This window comes from Bradyrhizobium sp. 215_C5_N1_1, assembly GCF_052075935.1.
GTDB classification, from domain to species: Bacteria; Pseudomonadota; Alphaproteobacteria; order Rhizobiales; family Xanthobacteraceae; genus Bradyrhizobium; species Bradyrhizobium barranii.
Map to the genome: position 1 here is coordinate 6,656,548 of NZ_CP197228.1, position 14,197 is coordinate 6,670,744.

The 14,197-nt window shown below is 65.1% G+C and carries 11 protein-coding genes; 4 read left to right on the forward strand and 7 right to left on the reverse strand.

Annotation, left to right across the window (positions count from 1 at the left end; all coding sequences use genetic code 11):
- Nucleotide 1: 1 nt before the first annotated feature.
- From fixJ to AB7G19_RS31935, 3 genes are all read left to right on the forward strand, one after another.
- Nucleotides 2-619 (forward strand): response regulator FixJ, encoded by a 618-nt coding sequence (gene fixJ, locus AB7G19_RS31925; protein WP_028150099.1) that lies wholly within the window; start codon nucleotides 2-4, stop codon nucleotides 617-619.
- 58 nt (nucleotides 620-677) lie between these two features.
- On the forward strand, nucleotides 678-1,100 hold the full coding sequence (locus tag AB7G19_RS31930; protein WP_135215071.1) for a response regulator: 423 nt from the start codon (nucleotides 678-680) through the stop codon (nucleotides 1,098-1,100).
- A gap of 103 nt (nucleotides 1,101-1,203) precedes the next feature.
- Nucleotides 1,204-1,893, forward strand: coding sequence for a helix-turn-helix domain-containing protein (locus AB7G19_RS31935; RefSeq protein ID WP_085404555.1), 690 nt, complete (start codon nucleotides 1,204-1,206; stop codon nucleotides 1,891-1,893).
- A gap of 39 nt (nucleotides 1,894-1,932) precedes the next feature.
- Here the strand turns inward: AB7G19_RS31935 and AB7G19_RS31940 are convergent, their stop codons facing one another.
- The 4 genes from AB7G19_RS31940 to AB7G19_RS31955 are packed head-to-tail and all read right to left on the reverse strand — an operon-like array spanning nucleotide 1,933 to nucleotide 7,853.
- A complete protein-coding gene (locus AB7G19_RS31940) occupies nucleotides 1,933-3,246 on the reverse strand; it encodes an MFS transporter (RefSeq protein WP_085404464.1) in 1,314 nt (437 codons plus the stop codon).
- 23 nt (nucleotides 3,247-3,269) lie between these two features.
- Complete coding sequence (locus AB7G19_RS31945; protein WP_085404465.1) at nucleotides 3,270-3,803, reverse strand: PRC-barrel domain-containing protein; 534 nt, start codon at nucleotides 3,801-3,803, stop codon at nucleotides 3,270-3,272.
- Between the two features lie 22 nt (nucleotides 3,804-3,825).
- Complete coding sequence (locus tag AB7G19_RS31950) at nucleotides 3,826-6,030, reverse strand: amylo-alpha-1,6-glucosidase (protein WP_085404466.1); 2,205 nt, start codon at nucleotides 6,028-6,030, stop codon at nucleotides 3,826-3,828.
- A 59-nt stretch (nucleotides 6,031-6,089) separates the two neighbouring features.
- On the reverse strand, nucleotides 6,090-7,853 hold the full coding sequence (locus tag AB7G19_RS31955) for an ABC transporter ATP-binding protein (RefSeq protein ID WP_085404467.1): 1,764 nt from the start codon (nucleotides 7,851-7,853) through the stop codon (nucleotides 6,090-6,092).
- A gap of 272 nt (nucleotides 7,854-8,125) precedes the next feature.
- Between AB7G19_RS31955 and AB7G19_RS31960 the strand changes: the two genes are divergently transcribed.
- On the forward strand, nucleotides 8,126-9,196 hold the full coding sequence (locus AB7G19_RS31960; RefSeq protein ID WP_085404468.1) for a glycosyltransferase family 4 protein: 1,071 nt from the start codon (nucleotides 8,126-8,128) through the stop codon (nucleotides 9,194-9,196).
- A gap of 180 nt (nucleotides 9,197-9,376) precedes the next feature.
- Here the strand turns inward: AB7G19_RS31960 and AB7G19_RS31965 are convergent, their stop codons facing one another.
- The 3 genes from AB7G19_RS31965 to AB7G19_RS31975 form a co-directional block, all read right to left on the reverse strand.
- The gene (locus AB7G19_RS31965) at nucleotides 9,377-11,299 is read right to left on the reverse strand and encodes an alkyl/aryl-sulfatase (RefSeq protein ID WP_085404469.1); all 1,923 of its coding nucleotides are present in this window, start codon (nucleotides 11,297-11,299) and stop codon (nucleotides 9,377-9,379) included.
- Between the two features lie 252 nt (nucleotides 11,300-11,551).
- Entirely contained in the window at nucleotides 11,552-12,709 is a 1,158-nt protein-coding gene (locus tag AB7G19_RS31970; RefSeq protein WP_085404470.1) for a GGDEF domain-containing protein, read from the reverse strand.
- A gap of 119 nt (nucleotides 12,710-12,828) precedes the next feature.
- Nucleotides 12,829-14,112 carry a TRAP transporter large permease gene (locus AB7G19_RS31975; RefSeq protein ID WP_321576422.1) on the reverse strand — a complete coding sequence of 428 codons (1,284 nt, stop codon included), beginning with the start codon at nucleotides 14,110-14,112 and terminating at the stop codon, nucleotides 12,829-12,831.
- Nucleotides 14,113-14,197 lie beyond the last annotated feature (85 nt).

Consider the following 14,197-nt stretch of genomic DNA (forward strand, 5'->3'; position numbering starts at 1 on the left):
CATGACGACCAAGGGACATGTCTACGTCATCGATGACGACGAGGCGATGCGGGACTCGCTGAACTTCCTGCTGGATTCCTCCGGCTTCGGCGTCACCCTGTTTGACGATGCGCAAGCCTTCCTCGATGTCCTGCCCGGCCTTGCCTTCGGCTGCGTCGTCTCGGACGTGCGCATGCCTGGTATCGACGGGATCGAGCTGTTGAAGCGGATGAAGGCGCAGCAAAGCCCGTTCCCGATCCTGATCATGACCGGCCATGGCGACGTGCCGCTCGCGGTCGAGGCGATGAAGTTGGGGGCGGTCGACTTTCTCGAGAAGCCGTTCGAGGACGACCGCCTCACCACCATGATCGAGACGGCGATCCGCCAGGCCGAGCCGGCGGCGAAGAACGAGGCGATCTCGCAGGACATCGCCGCCCGCGTCGCCTCCCTCAGCCCGCGCGAGCGCCAGGTCATGGAAGGGCTGATCGCGGGCCTCTCCAACAAGCTGATCGCCCGTGAATACGACATCAGCCCCCGCACCATCGAGGTCTACCGGGCCAACGTCATGACCAAGATGCAGGCCAATAGCCTCTCGGAGCTGGTCCGGCTAGCGATGCGCGCCGGGATGTTGAAGGATTGAGGCAAATCGGATTGAGGCAAGTCAAAATCATTCTCCCGGGCCGTGCTAGCCAGATGGGATGATCGAGATCGGCTCGCACCATCAGCGGCTTCCAGTGACGTCATCCGCAAAGCCCACCGTCTACGTGGTCGACGATGATGCCGCCGTGCTGGGATCCCTGCAATTCCTGCTGGAAACCGACGGCTTTGCCGTGCGGACCTTCAGGAATGCCACGGCCCTGCTGAATGCCAGCGGCGCGCCCGGCGCGGACTGTTACGTGATCGACTACAAGATGCCCGACATCAACGGCATCGAGCTGGCCGGCCGGTTGCGCCAGTCCGACGAGGGCACGCCCGTGATCCTGATCACCGGCTATCCCGATGGGAATATCTCGGCCCGGGCGGCAGCCGCAGGCGTCAAGGACGTGATTTTGAAGCCGCTTCTCGACGAAACCCTGGTCAAGTCCATCCGCCACGCCATCCAGGGCGGCCGCGGCAACTGACCTACGGGGTTCTACGTAGGTAACCTCCCTTAAGATATCTCGCGAAATTTTCGAAGCGCCCGAACCCGCGTACCAAAGCGTCATCACAACGGAGATGGCGCAGATGCTGACCGAGACACTCAACACCCAGGCGATCAACACCCAAGTTCGTGCCAAGATTGCCCCTGCCCATCCCGTCTCCGACCAGTTCGGCGCGATCGCCGGCCTCGTCGCCACGGAGTTCTCCTACCGCAAGGACGAGGAGATCTACGGCGAGGACGAGCCGGCCGAATATGTCTACCAGGTCATCACCGGCGCGGTGCGCAGCTACAAGCTGCTCTCCGACGGCCGCCGCCAGATCGGCTCCTTCCATCTTCCCGGTGACGTGTTCGGCCTCGAATCCGGTCCCAGCCACCGCCTCGCCGCTGAAGCCATCATCGACACGACCGTGCGCCTGGTGAAGCGCGCGAGCCTGGAGAAGGCCGCCGGCACCGATGTGCAGGTCGCGCGCAAGCTCTGGGCCATGACCGCCGGCGAACTACGTCACGCCGAGGACCACATGCTGCTGCTCGGACGCAAGACCGCGATGGAGCGCGTTGCAACCTTCCTGCTCGAGATGGACCGCCGCCTTGCGGTAGCCGGCATGATGGCACTGCCGATGTGCCGCCGCGACATCGGCGACTATCTCGGCCTCACGCTGGAGACCGTGTCGCGCGCGCTGTCGCAGCTTCACGCCCAGGGCATTTTGGGATTTTCCGGCGCCCGCCAGATCGTGCTGCGCAACCGCCAGCGCCTGCACAATCTCGACGCCTGATTTCTGTCTTCCCCACCCAATTTGGCCGGCTGAATTCGTTCAGCCGGCCATTCTTTTCGGCGCGATCATGCCGGTGCGCCGGGTTTCCGGCATCACAAAGAGGATCAGCAAAAGCCCGGTCGCGGCGACGCCGGACAGCCCGATGAAGGCGGTGGCATTGCCGAACTTGTCGCTGACATAGCCGCCAAGCGCCGTGCTCAAGGACGCCCCGATGCCGGTCGCCGTCCCGACAATGCCTTGCGCCAGATTGAAATGGCCGCTGCCGAAGGCGACGTCGGCCACGATCAGCGGGATCATCACCGCGAACACCGCCGCCGTGATGCCGTCGAACACCTGCACCGCGACCAGCAGATAGGGATCGCGCACGGTCGCAAACAGAAGGCCCCGGATCGTCAGCGCAGCGAATCCGATCAGCAGCAGCGGGCGCCGGCCCCAGAGCTGGGCCTTGCGCCCGACCGTCGGCGACAGCAGCGCCACAATCGCCTGCGGCACGACGATGCAGAAGGCGACGAGCACGGTTGCCCACTGGCTCGACCGCGCCGTCACCGCGCTCGCCATCAGCGGCATCATCGCGGCGTTCGCCAATTGCAGCAGCAGCACGCTCAGCGCGAAGACGATGAGCGGGCGTTGCCGGATCAGGTGCCAGAGATTGGTGTCGCCTGGAACCGGCGCCTCGCGCGGCATCTCGCCGTGACAGCGCGCGATGTCGACTTCCTCCTCGCGGATGCGCGACAGCGCGATCAGGGTCGGAATCGCGAGCAGGAAGGTGACGAGGAACACCGAGCGGCTCGACAGGAGATAGCCGGCCGTGCCCATCACGGCGGCGGCGACGCCGTTGCCGAGGGACGCAAAGCGCGCATTGCGGCCGAGCCGTTCGCCGATCGCAAGCGGACCGACCAGGCCGAGGCTGATCGCCGCGATCGCCGGCCCCAGCACGCAGCTCGCCGCCGCATGCAGCGTGGCCGCAGCAACCACCACGGGGAAGATCGGCATCGCCGCATAGGCGAGCGCGCAGAAGCCGATGGTCGCTATCGCAAGCGCTGCGACCAGCCGCTCGGACTTCGCGGCATCGATGATCGCGCCACCGGGCATCTGTCCGATCAGCGCGACGATGCCACCGATCGACAGCACGAGGCCGATCTCGACCTGAGTCCATTTCTGCGTCGTGAGGTAGACCGCGATGAAGGGACCGAACCCGGTCTGAACGTCGGCGAGGAAGAAGATGAACCAGTCGAGGCCGCGCAGGCTCTGGCGCGACGGCGCCGGAAGGCCCGCAGGCGGCGGCGCGGCAACCTTGTACCGTTCAACGCGGCTATCGCGATCTGCGTGGTTCCGCTTCCTCGACAACAGCACCGGCGGCCATCCCTCCCCGCGCCTCACTGAATCGCTTGCAGCGGCTGCAGGCTGCCGGACGCGCCGAGCACCACCATCGGCGTGTCTTCCTTGTATTCCGGCGCGGCTGCGACCTGCGCCTTGGTCAATTCCAGCGTGATGCTGTCCTTCTTGTTGGCAATCTTGCCGAACCGCATCGCGTTCCAGTCCACCACGATCTTGCGGCTGCCGACGCCGAGGAAACCGCCGAAATCAATCACGGCGGCGCGCACACGGCCGGCGCGGTCGACGATGATGTCGACAATGCGGCCCATATCCTCGTCGGCGGCGCTGCGCACGTCACGGCCGAGCACGCCATGGGCGTCGCTCGCACCGATGATGGTCACGGACGGCGGCGGAGCGGCGTCCTTCGGCGTGACCGGCACGGTTGAAGCCGGCGGCTGCACCGTGGCCGGCGCGTTCGCTTCGCTGGGGGGCGTCGTTGGGCCCGCGGGCGGCTCCTCCGCGGCACGCGATGCGGCGACCGTCAATCCCGCGACGATCGCCGCGCTCAGAACCAACCATCCGGCGGTACGCATGAACCCTCCTCCCGGCGCGCCGCTAGCGCGCCAGCACGATCGAGACCTGGATCTGGCCGCGCGTGCGCAAGACCTCCAGCGCGACGTCGTCGCCGTGACGGCTGACGCGCAGATCCACGCTGGAACTGCCCAGGCGCAGATCGCGCAGGATCACCTCGTTCAGGAACGCCGGCAGATGCGGATTGCGCAGGCGAATCTCGCCGCGCGCGACGTCGAACTCGATGCCGAGCGCGGCCTCCAGCAGCGTGAATGGCGTCGCGCTGGCCCAGGCCTGCGGCGCGCAGGCGACCGGATAGAGCGTCGGGCCGCGCCGCTTCTCGCGCCGGAAGCCGCAGAACAATTCGGGCAGCCGCCGCAGGTCCATGTAGGTCGCCGCGTCGAACAAACCCTTGAAGAGATGTGCCACCGAATGCTTGAGCCCGTAGCGCGCGAGCCCGAGCGCGATCAGCGCATTGTCGTGCGGCCAGATCGAGCCGTCATGATAGGACATCGGATTGTAGCGCACCTCGCCTTGCGCGACCGTGCGGATGCCCCAGCCCGAGAAGAAGTGCGGCGCCATCAGATCGGCGGCGACGAGACGTGCGCGGTCCTCGCGGATCATGCCGCTGAACAGCACCTGCCCGGCATTGGACGTCCGCACCTTGCAGGGCCGCTTCCTGCCGTCGAGCGCGAGCGCATAGGTACCGAGCTCCTCGCACCAGAATGCCTTCTCGAACCGCTCGGCCAGCGCCTTGGCCTCGGTCTCGAGCTTTCTGGCGAGGTCCGGCTTGCCGAGCCGCAGCGCACAACGTGCGGCGAGCTGCTTGGCAGCAAAGACGTAGCCCTGCACCTCGGCAAGGGCGAGATTGCCTTCCGCAAGCTGGCCATCGGCATGGAAGATCGCGTCATAAGAGTCTTTCCAGCCCTGGTTGGCGAGGCCCTTTTCGGTGGCGCGCTGGTATTCGACGAAGCCGTCCCTGTCGGGGTCGCCCGGGCCGTCGATCCAGGCCAGCCCCGCCTCGATCGCCGGCCACAGCTCGGTCAGGGTCTTTTCGTCGCCGGTGCGCTCGAAATAGCTTCCGGCGAGCAGCACGAACAAGGCGGTCGAATCCACGCTGCCGTAATATTGCGCGAACGGCACCTCGCGGAGCGCAGCCATCTCGCCGCCACGCATCTCGTGCAGGATTTTTCCGGGCGCCGCATCGTTCAGCGGATCGACCGTCTCTGCCTGAAAATGCGCGAGCCGCCGCAGCACGCCCTTCGCGACCCGCGGATCGATCCACAGCATCTGGAGCGCGGTGATCAGGCCGTCGCGGCCGAACGTCGTCGAGTACCAGGGAATGCCGGCATAGGGATAACGCCCCTGCGGCGTCTCCGTCATCAGCATGTTGAGGTCGGCCATGGCCTGGCACAGCACCTGGTTGAAGATGTTGTTCGACGTCTCGATGTTGGCCATGCCCATCGTCGACCGGCGCATCTCGCGGCGATGGGCGAGCAGGCCCCTGAAAAAGCGCGCGGGCTTCTCCGCGATCGGCCGGTTGCAGGACACCGCCACGAACAGGGATTTCGACTGGTGCGGGTCCAGATCGAGCTGCCAGGTCGCGGCATTCACCGACAGCCGCGTCGGACGCGGGTCGAAATGCAGGCCGGTGGTACGCACGGCATCGTCAAGGCCGCGATAGTGGAACAGCACGTCGGTCGGCCCGAGCAACTTGCTGGTGCCGGTCCCGCGGTGCGGGCGCCGCTCGCCGCGCACCTCGAACAGATCGGCAAAATCGCAGTCGAACAGCAGCGTCAGCTCCAGGCTGGCGCGACGGTCGCCATGGTTCTGCACGCCGATGCGCTGATAGGCCGTGCCGCGCCACAGGAAGATCGTGCGCACGATGTGCAGCAGGTCCTTCTGGAGCACGATGCGGCCCTGCCGATAGATATCGGGATTGGTGAGATCGACGGTCAGGGCCGAATTGTCGTCGCGCAGATTCGAGCCGAGCAGCAGCGGCTGGAGGTCGTCCAGCACGAGCTCCAGCCGCGCCAGATAGCGCGTGTCGTGGTTGAACAGGCCGTCCGGCCCGCCCGCGGAGGCGCCGATATCGCCATGGCTGTCCAGCACGATGAAGGTGTCGTCGTGCTTGAGCGACCGACGGGGCCGCGCGGCGGGCCCCGTCATCGGAATGTAGAACGCCTGCTCCGCGACGGCCTCCTCCGTCTGCGCTACCGAGATGATCTGGGTTACGGCTTCGGCTGCCATGAGCTGCTCCCCTGCGGCCTATTTTTCGAACGCGACCAACGCAAACGCAACTGTTGGACTTACGCGGCGAACTTCGCCAGCCGGCTCATCTCCTGCGTCACCAGCTCACGGTAGGGACCGTGGCCCTGCATCAGGCGGTCGGGCGCGCCGTCCTCGATGATCTTGCCATTCTTCAGCACCAGGACGCGATCGAAATTGCGCAGCGTCGCCAGCCGGTGCGCGATCGCGATCACGGTGCGGCCGCGCATCAGGCGCAACAGCGCCTCGCGGATCGCCTCCTCGGATTCGCTGTCGAGCGCGGCGGTGGCCTCATCGAGCAGCAGGATCGGCGCGTCCTTCAGGAAGGCCCGCGCGATCGCGATGCGCTGGCGCTGGCCGCCGGACATTTTCACGCCGCGGTCGCCGACCATGGTGTCGAGGCCCTCCGGCAGGCTATCGATGAAATCGCAGCGCGCCGCGATCGCCGCGCGCAGCACCTCGTCGTCGGTCGCGTTCGGACGGCCGTAGCGGATGTTCTCGCGGATCGAGCGATGGAACAACGATATATCCTGCGGCACGACCGAGATGGCTTCACGCAGGCTTAGCTGGGTCACCTTGGAAATATCCTGGCCGTCGATGGTCACGCTGCCTTCATCGACATCGTAGAACCGCTGCAGCAACGTGAACAGGGTCGATTTCCCTCCGCCCGACTGGCCGACCAGGCCGACGCGCTGGCCGGGCTGAAGCCGCAGGCTGAACCGTTCAAAAATCTTCTCGCCACCGGGATAGCCGAAGGTGACGTTGTTGTATGCGATCGCGGCGCCGCTCTTCATCAGCGGCTCGGCCTCGGGATGATCGCGCAATTCATGCGGCATGAGCAGGGTCGCGATCGCCTCGGTCAGGCGCGCGACGTGCTGGGTGACATCGACCAGCGCCACCGCGAGGTCGCGCGTCGCGTTGAGAATGGAGAGGCCGAGCGTACAGACCAGCACGACATCGCCGGTGGTCGCCTCGCCCTGCTGCCAGAGCGTGATTGCCCAGGCCATCAGCGCCACCGTCAGGACGACCGTTATGCCGGCATGCGTGAGCCGCAGCTTTTCCAGATAACGCAGGCTACGGCCGCGCGCGGTCAGTTCCCGGTTCACCGTCGCGTCGAACCGCTCGTGCTCATGGCTGATGCCGCAGAAGGCGCGGACCAGCGGCATGTTGCTGATGACATCGATCATCTCGCCGTCGACGACGGCGGCCTTGTCGGCAAAGTCGTCATGCAGCGGCTTGCCGGCCGCGGCCAGATGGAACATCGCTATCACCATACCGCCCGCGACCACGATCAGGCCGAGTGCCATATAGGGACTGACGGTTCCAATCAGCCCGATGGCCGCAATTGTGGCGATGCACGGCGGCAACACATTCCAGACGAACATGTTCTCGACCGTGAACACCGCGTTTGAGGTCGCGGTGATACGGCTCGTCAGCATGCCCGGCATGCGATCCGAGAAATAGCTCGGCGCGTGTCCGGTCAGATGACGAAATATGTCACGGCGTAAATCACCCGTGACACGAACGAAGGTGAAGCTCGCGGTCCAGCTCGCGATCCGCCACAGGAAATTGTCCGCCGCGATCAGCGACATGAGTAAAATGAATGCCAGCCATACGCTGCCACCGTGCGAAGTTCCAGCGGACAGGCTGTCGACCAGGGATTTGACGCCGTACTGCGTGCCCACGGAACAGGCAACGGCTGCAACGACAGCGGTCAGGATCACGAGATGCGATGCCGGCCGTCGTCGCAGATAGCGCAAGACAAAGGCAAATGGCCTGCGCGCGTAACCAGAAAGATGATCCATGTGACTGCGACCCCGTCGTATTGATTTCGATTTTTCTATTAGCCGATTGAACATCGACCGCTTCGCCTCGGTTCCCGGGCCGGGCCATCACGACATGCGGATGCGGACGATGTGAGAAGAGGAGATGGCAGCATCGCGGCCGACTGAAGTGTGTCGAAGAAGTAACGTTCGTTGAAGGAACTTCGCAATTGCGAGAACGTTCCCTCGTCTGGCATGCCGGTGCCGAGACACGGCGGGGGTTTAACTTCTATGATCACAGAGGAGATGGCGAGATGCGCATCGCGCAGGTAGCTCCGTTGACTGAGGCTGTTCCACCCAAGCTGTATGGCGGCACCGAGCGGGTGGTGCACTGGTTGACGGAGGAGTTGGTTGCCCTTGGACACGATGTAACCCTGTTCGCCAGCGGCGACTCGCAGACGTCGGCGAAGCTCGACGCACTTTGGCCGCGGGCGCTTCGTCTCGACGGTTCCGTGCGCGATCCCAACGCGCTGCATATGGTGCTCCTGGAGCGCGTGCGGCAGAAATGTGACGACGAGGAGTTCGACTTCCTCCACTTCCATCTCGATTACTATCCGTGGTCCCTGTTCCACCGGCAGCCGACCCCGTTCGTGACCACGCTGCACGGCCGGCTCGACCTGCCGGAGCATCAGCCCGTGTTCAACACCTTCTCGAAAATGCCTGTCATCTCGATCTCGAACGCGCAGCGCAGGCCGGTGCCGCAGGCGAACTGGGTGACGACGATCCACCACGGCCTGCCGGAGAACTTGCTGACGCCGAAGCCGGCGAAGCAGGAATATCTCGCCGTGCTCGGCCGCATCGCGCCCGAGAAGGGCGTCGACCGCGCCATCAAGATCGCGATGCATTGCGGCATCCCGCTGAAGATCGCGGCCAAGGTCGATCGCGCCGACCAGGACTATTACGACGAGCTGATCAAGCCGATGATCCAGAACAATCCGCTGGTCGACTTCATCGGCGAGATCGGTGACCACGAGAAATCCGACTTCCTGAGCGGCGCGCTCGGCCTCCTGCTGCCGATCGACTGGCCGGAGCCGTTTGGCCTCGTGATGATCGAAGCCATGGCCTGCGGCACACCGGTCGTCGCTTTCAACCGCGGCTCGGTGCCCGAGATCATCGATGAGGGCCTCACCGGCTTCGTGGTCGAGGACATCATCAGCGCTGCCGGCGTCGTCAAGCGCCTGCCGCAACTCGATCGCGCGGCCATCCGCAAGCAGTTCGAGAAGCGCTTCACGGCGCGGCGGATGGCGCTGGATTATCTCGCGGCCTATCGCAGCCTGACGGAAGCGCAGGCGCCGCGGATCAAGCTGGTGAGCAGCGCGGAGTAAGGGCCGCTTTCACCTCACGACACACTGTCATGCCCCGGCTTGACCGGGGCATCCAGTACTCCGCGACTTCTCGGCTCAAGCACTGCGGTCTCAGGAATACTGTCATCGCCCGGTCAAGCCGGGCGATGACAGCGAGCGTGCGGAGGGCGATGCCAGCAAGAACGTGGCGGCGGCGGCGCCCTAACTCACCACCGCCCGCTTCGGCTCGACGATCTCGAACATGCGCGGGAATTCGTCCATCAGGCCCATCAGCTCGGCAAGCCGCATCGGGTTGCCCGCGAGCTTGATCTTGCCGGCGGCGACCGCTTCCGGAAAGCTCGTCAGTTTCGCGATGACCTCATCGAGCGTTGCGCGCGCGAGCGTGAAACTGGCGTCCGCGCCTTCCGCCTGCACGCCCTCCGTATAAGTCAGCGCGCAATTCTCCAGGTTGAGCACGAAGATCTCGCCGGTATCGGAAAAGCTCCAATTCAGCACGATGTGCTTGCCCTCGGCCTTGGGGCCGTTGAGCCGAATGCCGAGCACGTCCCAGAGCTGCTCGGTGCGTAGCGCGGCCAGCGTCTCGCGCGGCATTGGCGGACGCGGCGGGGTCTTGGGCATGCCCTGACGCAGCTCCTGCGCGCCGAACAGATAGGCGTTGCGCCAGGTCGAGCTCTCGGCGGCATAACCGAGCTGCTCGAGCGTATCCGCGAGCAACAGACGCGCCGCTTCATTCTCCGGCTCCGCGAAGACGAGATGGCCGAGCGCCTGCGCGACAAAGCGGAACTCGCCTTTGTCGAAGTCCTTGCGTGCGCGCGCGAGGATGGCCTCGGCGCCGCCCATGTACTCGACATACTTCTTGCCGGATTCCACCGGCGGCAGCGGATCGAGATTGACCGGGTTGGCATCGTACCAGCCGAGATATTTCTGGTAGATCGCCTTCACGTTGTGCCGGATGTGGCCGTAATAGCCGCGGCCGTGCCAGGCGCCCTCCAGGCTCTTCGGCAACTGGATCGTCTCGGCGATCTCGGCGGCGGTGAGGCCGTGGTTCATCAGGCGGATGGTCTGGTCATGCGCGAACTTGTAGAGATCGCGCTGCTGGCGGATCATCGTGCCGATCCGCTCGCGCCCCCACACCGGCCAGTGATGCTGGCCGCACATCGCCTCGGCCTTGCCGTCCCAGAGCCGCAAGGCCTCGTTGAGGTACTTCGACCACGCCAGCGCATCGCGCACGTCGGCGCCGCGGAACGGCAGCAGATTGTGGAAATTGTGCGTACAGTTCTCGGCGAGGTTCAACAGTCTGTAGCGCGGGATGAAGAAGTGCATCTCCGCCGGCGCTTCGCTGTTCGGCGCCATCTGGAATTCGAATTCGACGCCGTCGATCACGCGCCTGTCGCCGGTCGCCATGATCAGGTCGGTCGGACGCAGCAGTGCCACGGCGCCCGCCGCCATCGACTTGCCGAGCCCGTTGTCGACCTGCCCCCGCACGCCTTTGGCGAGGAACGGCCCGAACTGGTATTGTGCCCGCCGCAGCATCGCCGGCCCCGCGATGATGTTCTCGGAGACGGCATGCTCCATGAACAGGTTCGGCGCGATGATCGGCACGGCGCCGGTTGCCAGCGCGTCCTCCTCCAGCACGCCGCGCGCGCCACCCCAATGGTCGGTATGGGTGTGGGTGAAAATGACGGCGGCCACCGGCTTCTGGCCACGATGCCTGTAATAGAGATCGAGCGCGGCACGTGCGCCCTCGATCGACGTCAGCGTGTCCACGACGATGACGCCGCTGTCGCCCTCGATCAGCGTCATGTTGGCGATGTCGAGCCCGCGCACCTGGTAGACGCCGGGCACCACCTCGAACAGGCCGTGATGCATGTTGAGCCGCGCCTGTCGCCACAAGCTCGGATTGACGGTCGGCGGCGCCGTCTCGCTGGAGAGGAAGCCATAGGGCTTCAGGCTCCACACCGTCCGCCCCTGCGGGTTGGCGATCTCCGCATTCTCGATCGTACCAAGGAAGCCACGTGCGGCATCGTCGAAATCCCGCGTGTCGGAAAACGGCAGCGCATTCAGCATCGCATCATGCTGCGCGGTGACGGAGGGTGTTGCGTCCTTCGGCTCGTTGCTGGTCATTCTTGTTTCCTCCCGGCCTGTGCGAACATCTAACCGCATCTCGCGGGTGATTGCTATCGGAGGAGACTGCCGAAATCGAGCGAGATGCCTCTTCCCTTCTCCCCTTGTGGGAGAGGTGGCGCGAAGCGCCGGATGAGGGGTATATCTCCGCCCGCAAGACTGTTTGTGCGGAGAGAAACCCCTCACCCGCCTCGCCGCTGCGCGGCGAGCCACCCTCTCCCACAAGGGGAGAGGGTGCACCGTCCGCGTGGCTTACGCAGCGAGCTCTTCCGCCAAGGTCTGGCCCGATGCGGTCGCATCCGCCATCCGCAAATCCCGCGCCAGCACATAGCCGCCGCGTTCCTGCTTGGCCCGATATAGCGCCTTGTCGGAGCGCGACAACAGCGCCTCGGCAGTGCGCCCGTCGTCCGGCGCGACGGCGACGCCGACGCTGACGCCGAGCTCGATCATTTGTCCGTCGATATCATAGGGCGCGCTGATCGACTGCACGATGCGCTGCGCCATCGCTTCCGCATCAGCCGCCGCACGCTGCACCAGGACGAACTCGTCGCCGCCCATCCGGACCACGAGGTCATCCTGCGCGGCGAGCGCCTTGAGCCGCCCGGCGACCTGCTTCAGCAGTGCGTCACCGACGGGATGGCCGAACCGGTCGTTCGCCTCCTTGAAGCGGTCGAGGTCGAGCGTATGGACGGCAATCATCCCGGCCGCCAGCATCTGCGGCAGGTCCGTGGCCAGCACCGAACGATTGGACGCGCCGGTCATCGGGTCCAGGCGCGAGAGCTGCTCGAACTGCCGCTTGAGCGTGATCTGGTTGATCGAGGCATTGAAGCTCAGCCGCACCATCTCGAAGCTCGCGGCCACATACATCAGGATGAGGAGCCCGAGCCCGACATGGCGCAGATCGGGTTGCATGAAGGTCACGATCGCAGCAGGCGCTGCGATTGCGACGAGATCGAGCAGCGCCGCGACGGGACGCAGCGCCAGCCGCGCCACCACGCCGGCGCCAAAGCCGAAGCCGATGCCAATCGCCATCACGGAACAGAGTGCATCACCCAGCACGATGCTGCGCGCGGCAAACACGCCGAGCACGGATGCCGTTGCAACGGTGCCGGCAACATAGCGCCGCTCCCAGCGCGCGGCCTCGGCCCGACCGAGCTGCGGCGGACATGAGAGGCGGCGACGGAAAGCGAATATCTCGAACAGGCGGACAATGGCCACCACCACACCGGCAACCGTCAGGCCGGCCGTCACGATGTCGCCGGTCTCATAGGTCGTGATCGCACCGACCATCGCCTGGCAGGCGGCCGCAAGAATGGTGGGCATCGTCGTGCCGTGAAGGCCCGTGATGACTTCCATATAGACGGCGTCCGAAATCGACGCCCGTCCGGATTCCATTCTGTTGAAGAACATGCCAGCCCCATCCGCTGGCATGCTTCTACCGCAGACCCGTAAAATGGGTTCCCAGCACAGCGATGGCATTTGAGTGTGCGGGTTTACCGCGCGTTAGCCATGTCCCGGTCGTGCATAGGCTAATGCATCCCCAGCACCCGCGGCAGCCACAGCGTCAGATCGGGCCAGTAGGTCACGATGACGAGGAAGCCGAGCATGGTGATGAGCCACGGCAACACGGCGACCGCGAGCTCGGTTATTCGCATGCGCGCTATCATCGAGGCGACGTAGAGATTTAACCCGACAGGCGGATGGCAGAGGCCGACCTCCATGTTGACGTCCATCACGATGCCGAAATGCACGAGGTCGATGCCGAGCTTCTTGGCCGCCGGCGCCAGGATCGGCGCCATGATCAGGATGATCGAGTTCGGCTCCATGAAGTTGCCGGCGAGCAGTAAGAGGATGTTGACGACCAAGAGGAAGCCGACCCAGCCGAGGTTCTGCGCCGCGATCCAGTCGGCCAAGGTCGCCGGCAGGTTCTCGTTGGAGAGCACGAAGGAGAACAGCACCGCGTTGGTGACGATGTAGAGCAGCATCGCGCTGGTGTTGGCGGCGCGCAGCAGCACCCGCGGCACGTCCACGATCTTGATCGCCTTGTAGACAAACACCGCGATGACAAAGGAGTAGACCGCAGCCATCGCGGCCGCCTCGGTGGCGGTGAACAGGCCGCTGTAGATGCCGCCGATGATGATGACGACCAGCATCAATCCCCAGATGCTCTCGCGGAAGGTGCGGACGGTCTCGCCCCAGCTCGCCTTCGGCAGGCGTGGATAGTCGCGCTTGCGTGCGAGCCACCAGGTGACGATGCAGAGCATCGTCGTCAGCATGATGCCCGGCAGCAGGCCCGCGACGAACAGCGCGCCGATCGAGGTATTGGTGGAGACCGCATAGACGATCTTCGGTATCGACGGCAGCATCAGGATGCCGAGCGAGCCGGCAACGGTGATGATGCCGGCGCCGAAATGCATGGGATAGCCGTGGCGGACCATCTCCGGCAGCACGATCGCGCCGATCGCGGCAACGGTCGCGACGCTCGAGCCGCAGACCAGCGCGAACATCGCGCAGGCGACGATGCCGGCAAGGCCGAGACCGCCGTGCCAGTGGCCGATCAGCGAGGTCGCGAAATTGATCATGCGGCGCGCGACGCCGCCATGGGTGAGGAAATTGCCGGCGAGGATGAAGAACGGGATCGCCATGATCTCGAACCCCTCGATGCCCGTGAAGAGCTTCATCGAGACGGCTTCGATCGGCACTGTGGTCAGCGTGAACAGGAACGTCATCACGGTGAGGCCGAGCGCGATCGAGACCGGGATGCCGGTCAGCATCAGCGCGATCAGCAGCGCGAACACGGTCGCGGCACGCATCCAGTGCGGCAGCACCACAACGCCGAACTTCTCGGCGAGACACATCGCGAAGATCAGGATCGGCGCCATGATCAGGATGACGCCG